This window comes from Thalassobaculum litoreum DSM 18839 (genome assembly GCF_900102465.1).
Classification (GTDB): domain Bacteria; phylum Pseudomonadota; class Alphaproteobacteria; order Thalassobaculales; family Thalassobaculaceae; genus Thalassobaculum; species Thalassobaculum litoreum.
On sequence record NZ_FNBW01000003.1, the window covers coordinates 38,578 to 56,717 of the forward strand.

Annotated in this window: 17 protein-coding genes; 5 read left to right on the forward strand and 12 right to left on the reverse strand. The window is 64.9% G+C overall.

The genetic code is table 11. The features are described 5' to 3' along the window. Nucleotides 1-176: 176 nt before the first annotated feature. A complete protein-coding gene (locus BLS34_RS05350) occupies nucleotides 177-2,453 on the reverse strand; it encodes an adenosylcobalamin-dependent ribonucleoside-diphosphate reductase (RefSeq protein WP_093148726.1) in 2,277 nt (758 codons plus the stop codon). 192 nt (nucleotides 2,454-2,645) lie between these two features. Here BLS34_RS05350 and BLS34_RS05355 point away from each other — a divergent pair, with 192 nt between their 5' ends. Continuing rightward, on the forward strand, nucleotides 2,646-4,481 hold the full coding sequence (locus BLS34_RS05355; protein ID WP_175474109.1) for a sensor histidine kinase: 1,836 nt from the start codon (nucleotides 2,646-2,648) through the stop codon (nucleotides 4,479-4,481). A 14-nt stretch (nucleotides 4,482-4,495) separates the two neighbouring features. Here the strand turns inward: BLS34_RS05355 and BLS34_RS05360 are convergent, their stop codons facing one another. From BLS34_RS05360 to BLS34_RS05385, 6 genes are all read right to left on the reverse strand, one after another. Continuing rightward, a complete protein-coding gene (locus BLS34_RS05360) occupies nucleotides 4,496-5,164 on the reverse strand; it encodes a YdcF family protein (protein ID WP_093148730.1) in 669 nt (222 codons plus the stop codon). A gap of 1 nt (nucleotide 5,165) precedes the next feature. After that, nucleotides 5,166-6,062, reverse strand: a complete 897-nt coding sequence (locus tag BLS34_RS05365) for a cell division protein FtsX (RefSeq protein WP_038015194.1) — start codon at nucleotides 6,060-6,062, stop codon at nucleotides 5,166-5,168. Beyond that, nucleotides 6,059-6,808 (reverse strand): cell division ATP-binding protein FtsE, encoded by a 750-nt coding sequence (gene ftsE, locus BLS34_RS05370; RefSeq protein ID WP_084619034.1) that lies wholly within the window; start codon nucleotides 6,806-6,808, stop codon nucleotides 6,059-6,061. Before ftsE ends, BLS34_RS05365 begins: the two co-directional genes overlap by 4 nt. A gap of 126 nt (nucleotides 6,809-6,934) precedes the next feature. Beyond that, nucleotides 6,935-8,815, reverse strand: coding sequence for a cobaltochelatase subunit CobT (cobT, locus tag BLS34_RS05375; RefSeq protein ID WP_093148732.1), 1,881 nt, complete (start codon nucleotides 8,813-8,815; stop codon nucleotides 6,935-6,937). Nucleotides 8,816-8,836: 21 nt separating this feature from the next. Then, nucleotides 8,837-9,841, reverse strand: coding sequence for a cobaltochelatase subunit CobS (gene cobS / locus BLS34_RS05380; protein WP_051245030.1), 1,005 nt, complete (start codon nucleotides 9,839-9,841; stop codon nucleotides 8,837-8,839). A 70-nt stretch (nucleotides 9,842-9,911) separates the two neighbouring features. Next, nucleotides 9,912-10,478: a J domain-containing protein gene (locus tag BLS34_RS05385; RefSeq protein WP_093149224.1), complete on the reverse strand. Its 567-nt coding sequence runs from the start codon at nucleotides 10,476-10,478 to the stop codon at nucleotides 9,912-9,914. A 78-nt stretch (nucleotides 10,479-10,556) separates the two neighbouring features. On the opposite strand from BLS34_RS05385, the gene BLS34_RS05390 reads away from it, so the two are divergent. Continuing rightward, nucleotides 10,557-10,826 (forward strand): BolA family protein, encoded by a 270-nt coding sequence (locus BLS34_RS05390; protein ID WP_093148735.1) that lies wholly within the window; start codon nucleotides 10,557-10,559, stop codon nucleotides 10,824-10,826. A 112-nt stretch (nucleotides 10,827-10,938) separates the two neighbouring features. Then, a complete protein-coding gene (locus tag BLS34_RS05395) occupies nucleotides 10,939-11,337 on the forward strand; it encodes a ribbon-helix-helix domain-containing protein (RefSeq protein ID WP_093149226.1) in 399 nt (132 codons plus the stop codon). Between the two features lie 39 nt (nucleotides 11,338-11,376). On the opposite strand, the gene BLS34_RS05400 is transcribed toward BLS34_RS05395, so the two are convergent. The 5 genes from BLS34_RS05400 to BLS34_RS05420 all read right to left on the reverse strand — a co-directional run bounded on the left by BLS34_RS05400 (nucleotide 11,377) and on the right by BLS34_RS05420 (nucleotide 15,307). Next, complete coding sequence (locus tag BLS34_RS05400) at nucleotides 11,377-11,859, reverse strand: tetratricopeptide repeat protein (protein ID WP_175474110.1); 483 nt, start codon at nucleotides 11,857-11,859, stop codon at nucleotides 11,377-11,379. Nucleotides 11,860-11,899: 40 nt separating this feature from the next. After that, nucleotides 11,900-12,475 carry a glutathione peroxidase gene (locus BLS34_RS05405; protein ID WP_093148739.1) on the reverse strand — a complete coding sequence of 192 codons (576 nt, stop codon included), beginning with the start codon at nucleotides 12,473-12,475 and terminating at the stop codon, nucleotides 11,900-11,902. Further along, nucleotides 12,468-13,124, reverse strand: coding sequence for a sulfite oxidase-like oxidoreductase (locus BLS34_RS05410; protein ID WP_093148742.1), 657 nt, complete (start codon nucleotides 13,122-13,124; stop codon nucleotides 12,468-12,470). Before BLS34_RS05410 ends, BLS34_RS05405 begins: the two co-directional genes overlap by 8 nt. Before the next feature lie 126 nt (nucleotides 13,125-13,250). Continuing rightward, entirely contained in the window at nucleotides 13,251-13,973 is a 723-nt protein-coding gene (gene phbB, locus BLS34_RS05415; RefSeq protein ID WP_028795663.1) for an acetoacetyl-CoA reductase, read from the reverse strand. 155 nt (nucleotides 13,974-14,128) lie between these two features. Beyond that, on the reverse strand, nucleotides 14,129-15,307 hold the full coding sequence (locus tag BLS34_RS05420) for an acetyl-CoA C-acetyltransferase (protein WP_093148744.1): 1,179 nt from the start codon (nucleotides 15,305-15,307) through the stop codon (nucleotides 14,129-14,131). A 265-nt stretch (nucleotides 15,308-15,572) separates the two neighbouring features. Between BLS34_RS05420 and dgt the strand changes: the two genes are divergently transcribed. Then, nucleotides 15,573-17,018: a dGTP triphosphohydrolase gene (gene dgt, locus BLS34_RS05425; RefSeq protein WP_093148747.1), complete on the forward strand. Its 1,446-nt coding sequence runs from the start codon at nucleotides 15,573-15,575 to the stop codon at nucleotides 17,016-17,018. Then, nucleotides 17,002-17,763, forward strand: coding sequence for a hypothetical protein (locus BLS34_RS25290; protein ID WP_139189110.1), 762 nt, complete (start codon nucleotides 17,002-17,004; stop codon nucleotides 17,761-17,763). The genes dgt and BLS34_RS25290 overlap by 17 nt, the downstream gene beginning before the upstream one ends. The last annotated feature ends 377 nt before the right edge of the window (nucleotides 17,764-18,140 follow it).

The window sequence follows — 18,140 nt, forward strand, 5'->3', positions numbered from 1 at the left end:
CGATGCTTACCCCGCCCGCAGTGCGCTGGGGGAGCGGAAGATCGACCCTGAGGTCAGACGTGAAGCGGGTTTGTACGATCTGAGATCTAGTTCCCGCGACCCGGCAATCGGCGGTGCGGCCTGTCGGCGGGAGCACCCCCGGCGCAGGGCCGGGGGCGGCGTTCAGATCGACGGCCTCAGCCGCACTTGGAATAGCCGCAGGCGGTGCAGAGGTCGCAGCCCTCCTGTTTCACCAGCGCGACCGAGCCGCAGCTCGGGCATTGCGCCGGGGCGCCGCCGATATTGATGACCTGCTTGACCACCTGCGGAGCCGCACTCTCGGAGTCCGGCGCCTTCAGGAAGCCGATGGCCAGCATGTGTTCCTCGATCACGTCGCCGATGGCCGCCAGCAGGGACGGCACATAGCGCCCCTTCACCCACTGCCCGCCGCGCGGATCGAACACCGCCTTCAGCTCGTCGACCACGAAGCTCACGTCGCCGCCGCGCCGGAACACCGCGCTGATCATGCGGGTCAGGGCCACGGTCCAGGCGAAATGCTCCATGTTCTTGGAGTTGATGAACACCTCGAACGGGCGGCGGCGGCCGTCCTGCTCGATGTCGTTCACGGTGATGTAGATCGCGTGGTCGCTGTCGGCCCATTTGATCTTGTAGGTCGCGCCCGGCAGGAAGGTCGGTCGGTCCAGCGGCTGCATCAGGTGGACGACCTCCGGCGACCCGGTCGCCTCCACAGCGGGGGCCGGTTGCTCGGGCTCCTCGCGCTTGGTCGCCAGGACCGAGCCGGTGATCAGGTTCGGCCGGTAGGTGGTGCAGCCCTTGCAGCCGCTGCGGTAGGCCTCGCGATAGACGTCCTTGAACGTCTCGAAGGCGATGTCCTCGGGCACGTTGATCGTCTTGGAGATCGAGCTGTCGACATACTTCTGCACGGCCGCCTGCATGACCACGTGGTCATGCGGGGTCAGGCTCTGGGCATCGACGAAGGCATCGGTCAGCTCCGCCGTCTCGCCCTTCAGGCGCCGGTACAGGCGGTAGGCGAAATCGCTGACCTCCTCCACCTTCTTCGAGCCGTCCGGCATCAGCACCGTGCGGTCGTAGGTGAAGCTGAATACCGGCTCCAGCCCGCTGGACACGTTGTCGGCCAGCAGGGAGATGGTCCCGGTCGGCGCGATGGAGGTGACCAGGGCGTTGCGGATGCCGTGCTTGGCGATCCCCGCCTTCAGGTCGTCATCGAGCTCGGCGATGCTCTCGCCGGCCAGATAGGCGTCGCGGTCGAACAGCGGGAAGGCGCCCTTCTCGTCGGCGAGGTCGATGGAGGCCTGGTAGGCGTGGCGGCGCACCGCGTCCATCCACTTCTCCACCGTCGCCACCGCTTCCGGCGAGCCGTAGCGCAGACCGCACATGATCAGCGCGTCGGCCAGCCCGGTGACGCCCAGGCCGATCCGCCGCTTGGCCAGCGCCTCGGCGCGCTGCTGCTCCAGCGGGAACAGGGAGACATCGACGACGTTGTCCATCATCCGCACGGCGAGCGGCACCGCCTCGGCCAGCGCCGCCTCGTCCAGGCAGGCATCCGGCTCGAAGGGATGGCGCACGAAGGTGGCCAGGTTCATCGAGCCGAGCAGGCAGGCGCCGTAGGGCGGCAGGGGCTGCTCGCCGCAAGGATTGGTCGCCGCGATGGTCTCGCAATAGTGCAGGTTGTTGCGCTGGTTGATCCGGTCGATGAAGATCACGCCCGGCTCCGCCACGTCGTAGGTGGCGGTCATGATCCGGTCCCACAGGTCGCGGGCGCGGATCGTGCGGTAGACGGTCCCGTCGAACACGAGGTCCCAGTCGCCGTCGGTCTCCACCGCCTGCATGAAGGCGTCGGTCACCAGGACCGAGAGGTTGAACATGCGCAGCCGCACCGGATCGCGCTTCACCTCGATGAAGGCCTCGATGTCCGGGTGGTCGCAGCGCAGCGTCGCCATCATCGCACCACGGCGGGAGCCGGCGCTCATGATGGTGCGGCACATGGCGTCCCAGACATCCATGAACGACAGCGGGCCGGAGGCGTCGGCGCCCACGCCCTTCACCGGCGCGCCCTTGGGTCGGATCGTGGAGAAATCGTAGCCGATGCCGCCGCCCTGCTGCATGGTCAGGGCCGCTTCCTTCAGGGCGTCGAAGATGCCGCCCATGTTGTCGGGCACGGTGCCCATGACGAAGCAGTTGAACAGGGTGACCTGACGCCCGGTTCCCGCGCCGGCGACGATGCGGCCGGCCGGCAGGAAGCGGAAACCTTCCAGCACCTCGCGGAAGCGCGCGGACCACTGGGCGCGTTCGCGCGGCTTCTCCGCCTGAGCCAGGGCATTCGCGACCCGCGTCCAGGTGTCCTCCATCGTCGCGTCGACGGCGGATCCGCCCTGTTTCAGGCGGTATTTCATGTCCCAGATCTGCGTACTGATGGGCGCGAGATCGTTCATCGAATCCTACATGTAGTGGTTCTAGCGCAAGCTACCCAGTGTATCTCGACATTCTTCGGCAGACAAGGAGTCCGGCAGCCGTCCTGGCCGACGCAACTCCGTGTTATGCCGATCTTAACATTTGGGCGCGTAGCACGAGTTCTTAAACAAGAAAACATTGGGGGGAGGCCGTCCAACGGCCCCGCAGATCACGTGTCACGGGAACCAGGCAAGGCAGAGCAGGCCCGCCGGGGGATGAACCCGCCCGGCGCCAGTCGTCTTGGTGCCAGTCGTGTTGGTGCCAGTCGTCTTGGCGGCAGCGTCTCCTTCGGGGCGTTCGCGCTCGTTCTGCTCCTGTCGCTGTGCGGGGTCGCCGCGTCCGTCCTCGGCGCCCTGCGGCTGGCCGAGTCGAGCCGCCAGAACTGGCTGGAGCGCGGACGGATGGAGGCGCTCGAGCTCTCCAGCGCCGTGGACGGCGCCCTCCTGCAGGTCGAGGCCCAGCTCGGCGCACTGGTCACTCTGTTCCACAGCTCGTCCTTCGTGGAGGCGGACGAGCTCTCCCGCGCGGAGGCCAATCTTCCATCCGACGGACTGAGCGTCACCCTGTCCGGGCTGGCCTTCGCGGCCATCCTCGACGACAGCGAGCGGCGCCGCTACGAGGACCGGCGGGGCATCGTTCTCTCCGTGCCGGGGAACCCCGACAAGCCCTCGCCTAGCTGGGCCAGCCATTTTCCGGTGATGCTCGCGAGCCAGGGCCGTCCGCAGTTCCACGAGGGGGCCGATCTGGCGGCGATCGCACCTCTGCGGTCCATGGCGCTGTCGGCTACGCGGTTGGAGCGAACCGTGGTCATGAGCCCGACGTTCCAGATGGTCGACCGTCGCTTCGCCGCCTTGGCGGTGTCCGCTCCGAACGGGGGCACGCCGGGTCTTCTGCTAGGCATTCTCGACGTGGACGAGTTGTTCGAGCGGATGGTCCGGTGGGAACTGCCGGGACTGTCGATGCGGCTGCTGGAATACCCGGGAAGCTGGGAGCTCGACAGCGAACCGAAGACGGTGCGCGGCGTGGCCGAGCCGCCCAATGAGGCGGTCGCCACCTTCGATCACCGGTTCACCCATGGCGAGGCGCGCTGGCACCTGCAATGGAGCCTGCTGCCGAGCTTCGAGGGCGGCGTGGATACGGTGCCGGCATTCATGCTGGGGATCGGCGGCTCGATGCTGAGCCTGCTCGTCGGGCTGGCGCTCTGCCTGCTGATCTATCAGAACGCGCTGATCCGCCAACGGGTGGACGAACGCACCGCGGAACTGAGCGACGCCTTGAACCGGGCGGAGGCCGGCAACCAGGCGAAGACCAACTTCCTGGCGGTGATCGGCCACGAACTGCGCACGCCGCTGAACGCGGTGATCGGTTTCGCCGACCTGCTGGAGAGCCGGCAGCCGACCGACGAGGCCCGCAGCTACGTCAATTTCGTCCGGGGCGGGGGGCGCCACCTACTGCGTCTGGTCAATGCCCTGCTGGAGGTCGCCCAGGCCGAGACCGGCGAATTGGCTCTCGAGGAATCGGAGATCGACGTGACGCAGATGATCGCGGAGGCCGTCCGGTCGGTCGACGCGTCGGTGATGGCGCCGGGCGTGGCGATCGCGCTCGACCTGGCCGAGGGGCTGCCGACGGTGCGGGGCGACCGCGAACGGCTGCAGCTGGTGGTCGTCAACCTGGTGCTCAACGCGATCCGCGCCGCAGGCGAGGGAGGAAGGGTGGCCGTCGGCGCCTGGCGCGGCCCGGAAGACGGCGACATCCCGAACGGCGGTGTCCGGATCCGGGTCTGCGACACCGGATCGGGCATGACCGAGAACCAGGTCCAGGCCTCGCTGCAGCTGTTCGAACAGGTGGAGAGCCCGATGAACCGCCGCCACGAGGGGCTCGGAATCGGACTGCCGCTCTGCCGGCATCTGGTCCGCCTGCACGGCGGGACCTTGGAAATCGACACCCGTCCCGGGCAGGGCACCGCGGTGACGGTCGACCTGCCGCCCCACCGCATCCTGAGCCGCTAGCCCGGCCGGTCGCCTCAGCTCGCCACCACCATGAACCAGCCGGCGACGGTGACGCGGGCTGTGGCGAACAGGTACTTGGAATACTCGTTCGCCAGCAGTGCCAGGGTTCCGGGATAGCGGTACCAGTGGTCCAGGCGGACATCCTGCGGAATGACCGGGTACGGGGTGATGCGGACCGACGGCATGGCGTGGGCGAATTCCAGCATCGCCCGCGGCATGTGGTAGTTCGACGTCACCAGCAGCATCGACTCCCGGTCGCCCACGGCCATCCAGATCTCGGTCTCGCGGGCATTGCCGATGGTGTCTGTGGCGCCGTGCCCCAGCACCAGGCAGCAGTCGATCAGCTTGTCCGGCAGGCGGGTATCGCCGTCGTCCAGCAGCGAGCGGATGCCCTTGCCGTCGACCCGCTCGTCCACGCCGCTGACGAACAGCACGGGGGCGGCCCCCGCTTCCAGCAGCGCCACGCCCTCGTCCACCCGCCGGCTGCCGCCGGTCAGCACGACCACCGCATCTGCGGTCGGCGGCTGCGCCTCCGCGGTGCGGGGCAGCCGGTCCACGAACCGCACCAGGCCGACGGTCCACACGACGACCAGGGCGATGGCGGCCAGCAGGACCAGCCATCCCAGCCCCCCCATGCGCCGTTCCTGCGCGCGGGCGCTGCGAAAACGATTGCGTCGTGCCATCTCAGGCCATCCTGGCGAGGGCTGTCTGGACCGACACCCGCGCGGTCGCCATGGCGATCGCCGCGGTGACGGGAGGAAGGAGGATCAGCGCGATCCACTCGGCCCAGCCGATCCGCACCAGGGCGGTGATGCTGGACACGCCGACATCCATCGGGGCGGAGGACCATTGCCCGACCCCGATCTGCAGTCCGATGATGCTGGCCACCGCCAGCAGGGCGCCGGCGATGCCGCCGTACAGGGCCAGCCGACCGGCATGCCACTGGAACTGCCGGGCGATGTATCGGTCGGGGGCGCCGATCAGGTTCAGGATCTCGATCTCCTCGCGATGCACCGACAGGCCGGTACGCACGGCGAAGATCACCGCCAGCACGGCCGCGAGCAGCACGACCGCCAGGATGCAGGTCCCGGCGATGGCTACGGAATTGCCCAACGCCCGCGCCTCGGCGAGCCAGCGGCCGTGATCGTCCAGGGTGGTGCCGGGGGCGGCATTGTCGAGGCGGGTCGCGAGGCTGGCCAGGTCGACCTCCTGGCCGCGGTCCAACTGCAGGTCGACGAGCAGCGGCAGCGGCAGGGTCTCCGCCAGCTCGGCGCCGAGCCAGGGGGCCAGCAGGGCGGCCGACTGTTTCGGCGGCATCGGCTCCACCGAGGCGACGCCTGGCGTGACGCCGAGCAGTCGCAGTACGGAATCCAGCCGTTCCTGCTGGCTGAGCCCGTCGACCGGCGGAATCTGCACGGTGGCCGCCCCGGACAGCCGTGCGTCCCAGTCGGAGACAAACCCGCGCGCGGCCAGCGCACCGACCGTGGCCAGCGCGGCGAGATAGACCATGACGGCCAGCAGGCCGGGCAGGAACCGGGTCGAGGAATCCCGGCCGAGCGCGAGGTCGGAGTGGCCGATCATCGCGGATCCGCCGCCGGCGGCCGGGGCGCGGCGGCACCGGCTGACGCAGTGGTCGCGCGGGGCGGCGGACGGCGCAGCAGGCTGGACGGCGCGCGCCGGGTGATCCGGGCGTCCTCCAGATGCAGGCGCGGATGGTCGAACCGGTCCACCAGGCTCTCGTTGTGGGTCGCGATGATCACCGTCGTGCCCATCTTGTGCAGCTCTTCGAACAGGTAGAGCAGGCGCACCGCGATGCGGTCGTCCACGTTGCCGGTCGGCTCGTCGGCGAGCAGCAGAGAGGGCCTTCCTATCACCGCCCGGGCGATGGCGATGCGCTGCTGCTGGCCGCCGGACAGGGTGGCGGGCAGGGCGTCCAGATGGCCCGACAGCCCGACCCAGGCGAGCAGCTCCGGCACATGCTCGCGGATCAGTGCCTCACGGGTGCCGGCGATGCGCAGCGGCAGCGCCACGTTGTCCAGGGCGGAGAGATGGGGCAGCAGGCGGAAATCCTGGAACACCACGCCGATCCGGCGGCGGAAGGAGGGGCGCTCCTTGCGGGTGACCTTGGCGATGTCGCGGCCGAACATGGAGACTTGGCCCGAGACCGGGCGGGCCGCCAGATACATCAGCCGCAGCAGCGTCGATTTCCCGGCCCCGCTGGCGCCGGTCAGGAAATGAAACGATCCCGGCTCCAGATCGAAGGACACGTCGCGCAGGATGACGGGACCTCCGTCATAGCGCATGAAGACGTTCTCAAAGCGAACCACCGCGTCCCTCTGTCACCCGACAGTCTGAAAGTCGCGCGAGTGTGACCCAAGGGCGTGGCGAAAGAAAGGCGTTGCCAAGGTCTTATCCGACCGAGGCATCGCCCGTTGTGGTTCGCGTCCGTCCGCTCAGAGCCGCGCGCCGGCCCGCTGGCGACCGCCGGAAGCGCCGCCCTTGCCGTCCTCGTCGAACAGCGAGGCCAACTGTTCCATCATCGTGCCGCCGAGTTGCTCGGCGTCGACGATGGTGACGGCCCGCCGGTAGTAGCGGGTCACGTCATGGCCGATACCGATGGCCACCAGCTCCACCGGAGAGCGCGACTCGATGTACTTGATGACATCGCGAAGGTGCTTCTCCAGGTAGTTGCCCGGGTTCACGGACAGGGTGCTGTCGTCCACCGGCGCGCCGTCGGAGATCACCATGAGGATGCGTCGCTCCTCCGAGCGGGCGATGATGCGGTTATGCGCCCACATCAGGGCCTCGCCGTCGATGTTCTCCTTCAGGATGCCCTCGCGCAGCATCAGGCCGAGCGACTTGCGGGCCCGGCGCCACGGGGCGTCCGCCGACTTGTAGATGATGTGCCGCAGGTCGTTCAGGCGACCCGGCCCCTGGGGTTTGCCGGAGGAGATCCAGCGCTCGCGCGCCGAGCCACCCTTCCAGGCCCGGGTCGTGAAGCCGAGGATCTCGACCTTCACGCCGCAGCGCTCAAGCGTGCGGGCCAGGATGTCGGCGGCGATCGCCGCGATGGTGATCGGCCGGCCGCGCATGGAGCCGGAATTGTCGATCAGCAGGGTGACGACCGTGTCCCGGAAATCCGTGTCCTTCTCCATCTTGTAGGACAGCGGGAAGAGCGGCGCGGTGACCACGCGGGACAGGCGGCCGGCATCCAGCACGCCCTCGTCCAGATCGAAGTCCCAGGACCGGTTCTGCTGCGCCATCAGGCGGCGCTGCAGCCGGTTGGCCAGCTTGCCGATCACGCCCTGCAGGTGGCTGAGCTGCTGGTCGAGCAGGGCGCGCAGGCGGGTCAGCTCGTCGGCGTCGCACAGGGTGTCGGCCTGCACCACCTCGTCGTATTCGGTGGTGTAGGCGCGGTAGACCTGATCCTGCCAGTTGCGGCCGTCCATGTTCGGATGCATGGGCGAGCCCGGATTGGCCGGCTCCTCGTCGCCGGAACCCGGCTCGAGGTCCATCTCCTCGGCATCCTCGCCTTCGGCGCTCTCGTCGCCGGCCTGCATGTCGGACGGGATGCTCTCGCTTTCGGTGCCGTCCTCGGAGGTGCCGCGGGTGCCGCCGTCGCTGGTCTCGTCGACGTCGCCACCCTCGTCCTCGCCTTCGGCCTCGCTCGGATCGTCGTCGGCCACGCCCTCGTCGCCGACATCCAGGTCGAGATCGGTGATCAGCTGGCGCGCCAGCTTGGCGAAGGCGCCCTGGTCTTCCACGTGCTTGACCAGTTCCGACAGGTCGGCGCCGGCCTTCGACTGCACCCAGGGGCGCCACAGGTCGATCACCCGCTGGGCGCATTCCGGCGGCGCCTCGCCGGTCATCGACTCCCGCGCCATCAGGCGCATGACGTCGACCAGGGAGACGTCGTCCTTCTCCGCCCGGTCCAGGCCCTTGCGTTGGAAATTGTCGTCGAGCATGGCGGAGAGGTTGTTGGCCACCCCCTCCATCCGCCGCGCGCCGATGGCCTCGACCCGCGCCTGCTCCATCGCCTCGAAGATCTCACGCGCCGCCTGGCCCTGGGGGGCGTAGCGGGCATGGACATCGTCGTTATGGTGCTTCAGGCGCAGCGCCATGGAATCCGCCTCGCCGCGCAGACGGGCGAGGGCGGCGGGCTCCATGTCCTTGGGTGGCGAGGGCAGGCGGGCACGGGTACCCGCCGCCGTCGCGTGCTCGGCGCCGTAGGTGACCTCGAGCTCGATCTCGCCGGACATCGCCCGCAGGCAGGCCGCAGTGGATCGCTTGAAGTCCTCGAACGCCGGATCGTCGGGCGCGCGGTTGCTCCTCATGGGATTCCTCGCTGGCTGCGGTTACTCGGCCGCCTTGATGCCGAGCTCGGTGATCTCGTCACCGAAGCAGCGCTGATAGTATTCCGCCACGATCGTCCGCTCGACCTCGTCGCACTTGTTGAGGAAGGTCAGACGGAACGCCAGATTGATGTCGCCGCCGAAGATGTCGGCGTTCTCGGCCCAGGTGATCACCGTGCGCGGCGACATGACCGTGGAGATGTCGCCGGCGATGAAGCCGGCGCGGGTCAGATCGGCGCAGGCCACCATCTTGGAGATCGTCTGCTTGCCGTCGTCGTTGGCGTAGCCCGGGCTCTTGGCGAGCACGATGTTCACCTCGGCGTCGTGCGGCAGGTAGTTCAGGGTGGTGACGATGTTCCAGCGGTCCATCTGGCCCTGGTTGATCTGCTGGGTGCCGTGATAGAGGCCCGTGGTGTCGCCGAGGCCGACCGTGTTGGCGGTCGAGAACAGGCGGAAATACGGGTTCGGCGTGATCACCTTGTTGGTGTCCAGCAGGGTCAGGCGGCCATCGACCTCCAGAATACGCTGGATGACGAACATCACGTCGGCGCGGCCGGCGTCGTACTCGTCGAACACCAGCGCGACCGGATTCTGCAGCGCCCAGGGGAGGATGCCCTCGCGGAACTCCGTCACCTGCTTGCCGTCGCGCAGGACGATGGCGTCCTTGCCGATCAGGTCGATACGGCTGACATGGCTGTCCAGGTTGACGCGGATGCAGGGCCAGTTGAGGCGCGCCGCGACCTGCTCGATATGGGTCGATTTGCCGGTGCCGTGGTAGCCCTGGATCATGACGCGGCGGTTGCGCGCGAAGCCGGCGAGAATGGCCAGCGTGGTGTCATGGTCGAACAGGTAGGAGTCGTCCTTCGTCGGGACATACTCGCTCGGCTCGCTGAAGGCCGGCAGTTCGAGGTCGATATCGAGGCCAAACACCTCACGGGCCGAGACCGTCATGTCGGGCTGGCCGAGGGGGTGGGCGGGCTTACGCTCGATGACGCTGTCGTTCGTCATGGACGAGATCCTGTCTCTCGGGAGTGGGGAGCCGATGCTCCACAGAAGGGATAACTTAGCTCTATGAGCCTTAACTTAGAAACCGACGCAAAGTCGTATAGGCCTCGTTGATACTTTTCAACCGTTCCTCCGCCGCCTTGTCGCCGCCATTGGCGTCGGGATGGTGTTTTTTGACCAGTTCCTTGTAGCGGGCCTTGAGCCGCTCCAGGGTGAAGGGCGGCTCAAGGCCGAGAATGGCGGCCGCCTTGCCTTCGGCCGTGTCGGCCGGCTGCCGTCGGCGGGTCTCTCCCGCGCTCTCCTCGTCGTCGTCCATGAAGCCGAACGGGTCGTTCACGCGGCGGCGCGGTCCCTGGCCCGGCTTCACGGTGCCGAACGGCCAGGACGGGCGGTTCCAGGTCGTGGAGCGGCGGATATCCTCCTCGACCTCGTTGTCGCTCATGCCGTCGTAGTAGTTCCAGGCCTTATTGTACTCGCGGACATGGTCGAGGCAGAACCAGTAATAGTCATTCAGCCGATTTCGGGCCTTCGGCGCGCGGTGCGTTCCCTCTGCGCCGCAGCCCGGACGGTCGCAGGCCTGGACCGCCGGTTTGCGCGGCGCAAAATCCTCCAGGAAAGAGTCTGGATTTGCCTTCGCCATCGCTGTGCCCATCTGCTCCATAGGCGTGTAACAAGACCGGATCTCCGACCCTAGCGCGCCCGAAAGGAAAGTCCATACATGACCATCGCCGAAACCATCCACGACAAGCTGCAAAACGCCTTTGCGCCAACCGCCCTAGAGGTCGTCGATGAATCCCACCTTCATGCCGGACATATGGGTTCCAGGCCGGAGGGCGAAACCCATTTCCGGGTGACGATCGTGTCCGCCGCCTTCACCGGGGCCAGCCGGGTGCAGCGCCACCGGATGGTCCACGAGGTGCTGGCGCAGGAACTCCGCGACCGGGTCCATGCGCTCGCCCTTCAGCTACGCGCGCCCGAGGAAACATGAACAACAACTGAAAATAGTTAACGAGACAAATTAACGTTTAATGGTTGCGTATCAGCGAGAGCCATGCCATTGCTATATTGCACTTAGAAATTGCATGCAATTTGTGCGTTCCATGAGCGTAGAGTTCGATTTGTCATCCGAGAACGACAAGGCATCGATCCTGGAAAGCCGGAATGTGACGGTCGGCAACAAGCGGACCAGCATGCGGCTTGAGCCTCAGATGTGGGATTCGCTCGAGAAAATCGCCAGGACCGAGGGCGTGACGATCAACAGCCTGTGCACGCAGATCGACCTGCGGCGCGGCCCCGTCGGCCTGACCTCCGCGACCCGAGTGTTCATCATCAGCTATTTCCGTCACCTGGTGCGCCAGCACGAGATCGAGCGGGGCCTGAACGGCCCCGGCCTGGTTCCCAGGATCGACGGGCTGAAAGGCGCGTCGCTGGCCCGCTGGGTGCTGGACACCGTCGTCCCGGCCCATGAGCTCGGCCGCGCCGGGCGGCATCGCGGTTAGACCCGGGACGGGTTTAGGGCCAGGAAAGCCGGGCAGGCGTCAGTTCGTCGCTGCGTATTTCTCGATCGCGGCGGCGAGCTGGTCGCGCTCCTCGCACTTGGCGGCGGGGCAGAGCGCGGTGATCCGCTCCAGCAGGTCGCGGGCGAGTTGCGGCTCGCCGGTCTGCAGGTAGAGCTCGCCCAGATACTCCATGGCCTTCAGGTGTTCGGGATCGAGGCGCAGGGCGTTGAAGTAGTACTGCTGGGCCTCCTCGAGCTTGCCGAGCTTTCGGGTGGCGAATCCCAGGTAGTTCCAGCCGTCCGGGTTCTTGGGATTGCGCTTCAGGGCGGCGTGGAGGAGAGGTTCGGCCTCGGCGAACTCTTCCGCCCAGACCAGGGCGATGGCCCGCTCCAGCTCCGGGTCCTCCATCATGGTCGGCTGGTCGGTCGGCGAGGGGGCCATGGCGGCGGCCGGGGTGCCGACCACCGGGACCGTCAGGGCCAGCACGGCGAGCAGCGAGGCGCGCAGAAGGGTAGCATGCATCATCGAACCTGTGGCTGTGAGCGCAAGGGTGAGCACCGGTCTATTGCGGAAGCGCCTTCTCGATCGCCGCGATGGCGCTCGGGTCGGTTGGCGAGACGCGGGTCGGGATCGCCGCCACGAACGTGCCGTCCGGAGCGATCAGGTATTTGTGGAAGTTCCAGCTCGGCACCTTGTCGGCCCCACCGGCTTCGGCCGCCCAGCGGTAGAACGGATGGGCGCCGGACCCCACCACCACCTGCTTCTCGGTCATCGGGAAGTCGACCGAGAAGTTGGTCTCGCAGAACGCCTTGATCTGCGCCTCGGTGCCGGGCTCCTGGCCGCCGAAATCGTTCGACGGCACACCGAGCACCACCAGCCCCCGGTCGCGGTAGGTCTCCCACACGCTCTGCAGGGCGTCGTATTGCGGGGTGAAGCCGCAGCGCGAGGCGGTGTTGACCACCAGCACCGCCTTGCCGGCGAAATCGCCCATCGACATCGGCGCGCCGTCGATCGAGGTGAAGCTGAACTGGTGGGCGGGGCCGGTTCCGGCGGCCCGGGCGGTGGTGTCGTCTCCCATCAGGGCGGCTCCCGTCAGCATGGTCAGCGCCGCCAGGGCGCCTGTCAGAACTCTAAGCATAGCGCTGCTCCTTCCACGGGTCGCCCAGCATGTGATAGCCGCGGGATTCCCAGAACCCCTTGATGTCGTGCTCCACGAAGCGGATCGAGCGAATCCACTTGGCACTCTTCCAGAAATAGAGCGCCGGCACGACGAGGCGAACCGGGCCGCCATGCTCGCGGGTCAGCGGCGCGCCGTTCCAGTGGGTGGCGATCAGGCTGTCCGGCTCGTGCAGGTACGCCACCGGCAGGTTGGTGGTGTAGCCGTCATAGGACTTGATCAGTACGAAGCGCGCCTCCTCGCGCGGCCGCACCTCGGCGATCAGGTCGCGGGTCGCCACCCCGGCGAAGGTGTCGCCCAGCCGGGACCAGGAGGTCACGCAGTGGATGTCGACCGTGCGCTCGCTCCGGGGGATCAGCGACAGCTCGCGGTAGTCGAAACTGGTCGGCACGTCGACCAGCCCCTCCACCCGCAGGGTCCAGTCCTTGGCCGGGACGTTCGGGTGGGTGCCGAGATCCAGGACCGGCCAGTCGCGCACCAGATGCTGGCCGCGCGGCAGCCGGCCGGTGGGCGCCTCGGGCTTGCCGAACTGCCTGTTCTCGCGCGCCCAGCGCTCCTTCTCGGAGACCAGCTTGGCGCGTTTGGCGGCGATGCGGACGTCGTCTGTCATGGCGGGGAATATGGACCGGCCGGGCCGTCCGGTCACCGGGGCGGCACGAAAACGTGATGGGGCCGGAACGCGAACGGCCCGCCTCGCGGGGAGACGGGCCGTCGGACGCGGGCGGAGAACCGCCGCTCAGTACATGTGCTGGCCGCCGTTGATGCTCAGGGTCGAGCCGGTGATGAAGCCGCCCTCGTCGGCGGTCAGGAACACCACGCCGCGGGCGATCTCCGAGGCGTCGCCGAGACGGCCGACCGGGATGCGCGCCTTGATCTTGTCGAGCACGTCGCCCGGCACCGCCGCGACCATGTCGGTGTCGATATAGCCCGGGGCGATGGCGTTGACGGTGATGCCGGCGCGCGCGCCCTCCTGGGCCAGCGCCTTGGTGAAGCCGTGGATGCCCGACTTGGCGGCGGCGTAGTTCACCTGGCCGTACTGGCCGGCCTGGCCGTTGATCGAGCCGATGTTCACGATCCGGCCGAAATTGCGCGACCGCATGCCCTCGATGACGTTGCGGCACATGTTGAAGCAGGAGCCCAGGTTGGTGTCGATCACCGCCTGCCAGGCGTCGTGGCTCATCTTGTGGATAGTGCCGTCGCGGGTGATGCCGGCGTTGTTCACCAGGATGTCGACCGGGCCGACCTCCTTCTCCACCTGGGCGATGCCCTCCTTGCAGGCCTCGAAGTCGGAGACGTCCCACTTGAAGGCCGGAATGCCGGTGCGCGACGTGAAGGCCTTCGCCCGCTCGTCGTTGCCGCCGTAATTGGCGGCGACCTTGCAGCCGGCGTTCTTCAGCGCGACGCAGATCGCCTCGCCGATGCCGCGGGTTCCGCCGGTGACCAATGCTACGCGTGCCATGTGTCCCTCCCTGTCCTGTTCCGGTCCTCGCGGCGTTGAGCGGCCGCGTTGGGTTTGCTGAGCGTCGACGGCCGCACCCGGGCCGTCAACGCCGTTGGTTCATCATGGTTGCACGGGAGGGCGCTATCGTCCCGCCCTCCGCGCAGCCGAAAAGGTCAGTCGCGCTCGACGCACATCGCGACACCCATGCCGCCGCCGATGCACAGGGTGGCGAGGCCCTTCTTGGCGTCGCGCTTCTGCATCTCGTGCAGCAGGGTGACCAGCACCCGGGCGCCGGACGCGCCGATCGGATGGCCGAGCGCGATGGCGCCGCCGTTCACGTTGACCTTGTCGGTGTCCCAGGCGAGGCCCTTGTTCACCGCGCAGGCCTGGGCGGCGAAGGCCTCGTTGGCTTCCACCAGGTCCAGATCGTCCTTCGACCAGCCGGCCTTCTCCAGGGCGCGCTGGCTGGACGGGATCGGGCCGGTGCCCATGATCGACGGATCGACGCCGGCGGTGGCCCAGGACACGATGCGGGCGAGCGGCGTCACCCCGCGCTTCGACGCGTTGGCCGCGGTCATCAGCACCAGGGCGGCGGCCCCGTCGTTGATGCCCGAGGCGTTGCCGGCGGTCACGGTGCCGTTCTCGCGCACGAAGGCCGGGCGCAGCTTGGCCAGGGTCGCCGCGGTGGTGTCGGGCTTGGGATGCTCGTCGGTATCGACCACGGTCTCGCCCTTGCGCGACTTGATGGTCACCGGCGCGATCTCGTCCTTGAACCGGCCGGACTCCATGGCCGCGCCCGCCTTCTGCTGGCTGGCCAGGGCGAAGGCGTCCTGCTCGTCGCGGGTGATCTGAAATTTCTCGGCAACGTTCTCGGCGGTGTTGCCCATGTGGTAGCCGTTGAAGGCGTCCCACAGCCCGTCGCGGATCATGGTGTCGATCAGCGACAGGTCGCCCATGCGCTGGCCGGCGCGCAGGTACTGGGCGTGCGGGGCCTGGCTCATGCTCTCCTGGCCGCCGCAGACCATCACCTCGGCATCGCCGAGCATGATCGCCTGGTAGCCGAGCGCCACCGTGCGCAGGCCGGACCCGCAGAGCTGGTTGATGCCGTAGGCGGTGCGCTCGACCGGGATGCCGGCGCCGATGGCGGCCTGGCGGGCCGGGTTCTGGCCGGCGGCGGCGGTGAGGATCTGGCCCATCACCACCTCGTCGACCTCGCCGGCCTCGGTCTTGGCCCGCTCCAGGGCGGCGCGGATGGCGACCTCCCCCAGATAGCTGGCGGCGACGCTGCTCAGGCTTCCGTTGAATGCGCCGACCGGTGTGCGGGCGGCTCCGGCGATCACGACCTCGGTCATCGGGTCTCTCCTCCTGGATCGTCTCTTACGAGTTCTGCTCTTCAGACATACGTCTCGAATTTCGGCGCGCCCGCGAACCTTGGGCCGCGGCGCGGGGAATATCACAGACCGGGCGGTTCCGCCCGTGCGTTAAACATAAGCGCGGGGGGATGGTGCCACAACCAGGAGGGGTGTGGGGTTGATGTGGATCAAGGGGGAAGATAAAATTCTATAAGGTAATTTAACGTAACTGGAAAAATATCTCTACTTTCTATGGGGGGAGAATATGAAAGAGAGTATTTGGTCGGAAGATCGGCGTCCGAGGTCTGGTGTTGATAAAAATGAGTCTGATCCTAGTGATATAAAAGAATTAGGTGTGCGGTCTGTTCTGCAGCAAGATTATGATCGCCTGTTGTTTTCTACACCAGTAAGGCGGCTAGCTGATAAGACACAAGTATGGCCCATGGATGAGAATGACGGTGTTAGAACTCGATTGACGCATTCCCACGAAGTCGCAAATTTGGCTCGCTCTATCGGAACGCGGGTTTTTCACCGTGTTCCAGATATGTTTGAAGGAATAAATTTAGAGGAAACCATTCAACCAATATTACTTTCGATAGGTTTGGGGCACGATTTAGGAAACCCTCCCTTTGGGCATCAAGGAGAGGCAGCTATTGGTCGTTGGTTTGACGATAGGAAAGATTGGATCTTCAGTCACCTATCGGCGGCACAGGCAAGTGATGGCATTGATTGTCCAATTTCCGAAGAAACTCGATCAGAGTTTCTTAAATTTGATGGAAATCCCCAAAGTTTACGTCTTTTGACTAAATTACAAACACATGTTGAGTATATGGGGTTAGATTTATCTGCAGCTACGCTGGCGGCGAGTTTAAAATATCCGGTTGCCGTGTCTGGAGTTGATAAGAATAATTCTCTTTCGAAAAAGTTTGGATATTTCGAGTCCGAAAAAAATATTGTTGAATGGATCAGATCTTGCACAGGATTAAAGGAGGGGCAACGGCATTATCTTACTTGGATTATGGAAGCGTGTGACGATATTGCTTATTCTGTATTAGATGTCGATGATATACTAAAAAAATCTATGTTATCTCCTGACGATGTCTTGATTGAGCTTCGTAGGGCGGTGCCGGATACCGAAGTTGTTAAAAAAATTGAAAAACGATTCTTGGGCGTCGAGAGCGGAGGTAGAAACCCGATCATTCAAAGAGACATTAAGATTCAATATTTAAGGGCTTCATTAATTGAATCGTTGATTAGCGAAGCTAGCAATAATTTTGTTAAAGAATCGGGTTTAATAAGACAGTTTCAGCTAAAAAGCGCGCTTTTGGATGGGAGCGATCTGTGTGACGCTCTCAAGGATGTGGCGCGGCAATATGCCTTTGGTCATTGCGCTGTGCTGAGGGCTGAGGCGATTGGCGCGAGGGCGATCACTGATTTGATGTCGGCTTTTTGGGATGCCATAACGAGCAGGAGTGATCATACTAAACTCGACTCGCGGCGGAGCACAGCGAAGGCGGCATATGTTTACGCCTTGATAAGTCCGAACTATATCGAAGAGGCGCTTAACGCTGCGAAGAGTAGTGGCGTGGCGGCAAGCATGAGGTATCGTGAACTGCGGTTGCTGACAGACATGATTTCGGGAATGACAGACAGTTTTGCGATGAAGGTTTGGAAAGACGTTTCTGAGATTCATGATGTCGACAGCTCCTAATATTTCCGCCCTCAAGGCGAGGCTGGATCGATATTTTTGGGAGAACACTTCGCCCGAGATGGTGTATTTTCGGGAGGTGCTAAAAAATCGATTCACTCCTTTAGGAGGGGTAGCGGTAATTGGTGGTCTCGTTCGGGATTTTGCTAGGGAAGGGCGCTCTGGTTTTAAATCGGATGTCGATTTAGTAGTTGACGCTCCCGCCGACGAAGTTAGGAGTTTAGCCGAAAGTCTGCGCGCGGCTTCTAATCGCTTTGGCGGTTTTGGGTATAGATCGGGCCCGTGGAAAATTGATTTCTGGGCGTTGGAAAAAACTTGGGCCCGTCAGCATGTCTCTATTGAGAGTTTCAGTGATCTTCCCTCATGTACTTTCTTTGATTGGGATGCTGTAGCTTATGATATTAAGTCAAAAAAGATAATCAGTTCGAAAAATTATCTAAACGCCATTGTCTCTAATACAATTGAGATTAATTTGAAGCCTAATCCCTCGCCTAGAGGAAATTTGCTTCGGGCGGTACGTAGACTAGCGTTGTGGAAAGTTCGACCTGGACCGCAGCTCCGAGAGTTTATTAAAGAAAGCCTCGATGATGACGCGCTTCTATTTATTAAAAATAAAGAAAAAGCATTGTATGTTAATCCTGTGTCATGCCGGTGGAATAATGCAGAATCCGCATTGAGTGCTTTGTTGGACGAAGAAAAAAGTCAAGAAATTTTACAGTATAGATTTTTGTTTAACCAGCGTGAATAGAAGGGACTGTTATCTTTTAAATACGCTGCGACTGATCCAGGCCTCGTCTGGATATATCCCAACTAGACGAGCGGCTGTTCGCGCCCACCGCCCTCGACCCGGCGAGCCTGATCGCCGGGCGGCTCGGACGGGACCCGGCCACCCTGCACGAGAAGCGCTACCCGCCGGAGTGGCTCGGCGCCGTCCCGCACAGCCACCGGGCGGAGGACGACGCGGTCGGCTATGCCCACCTGCTGCTGCGGGTGCTGGCGATGCCGGTGGCGGTCGGGGCAGGATAGGCTGGCACGCTTTGGGCCTGGGGGTCACAGGCCCCGGCGACGGCGGGGCTGGGTCCCGGCTCGGCCTTTCAGGCCGGCCGGGAAGACGGTGAGGGAGGA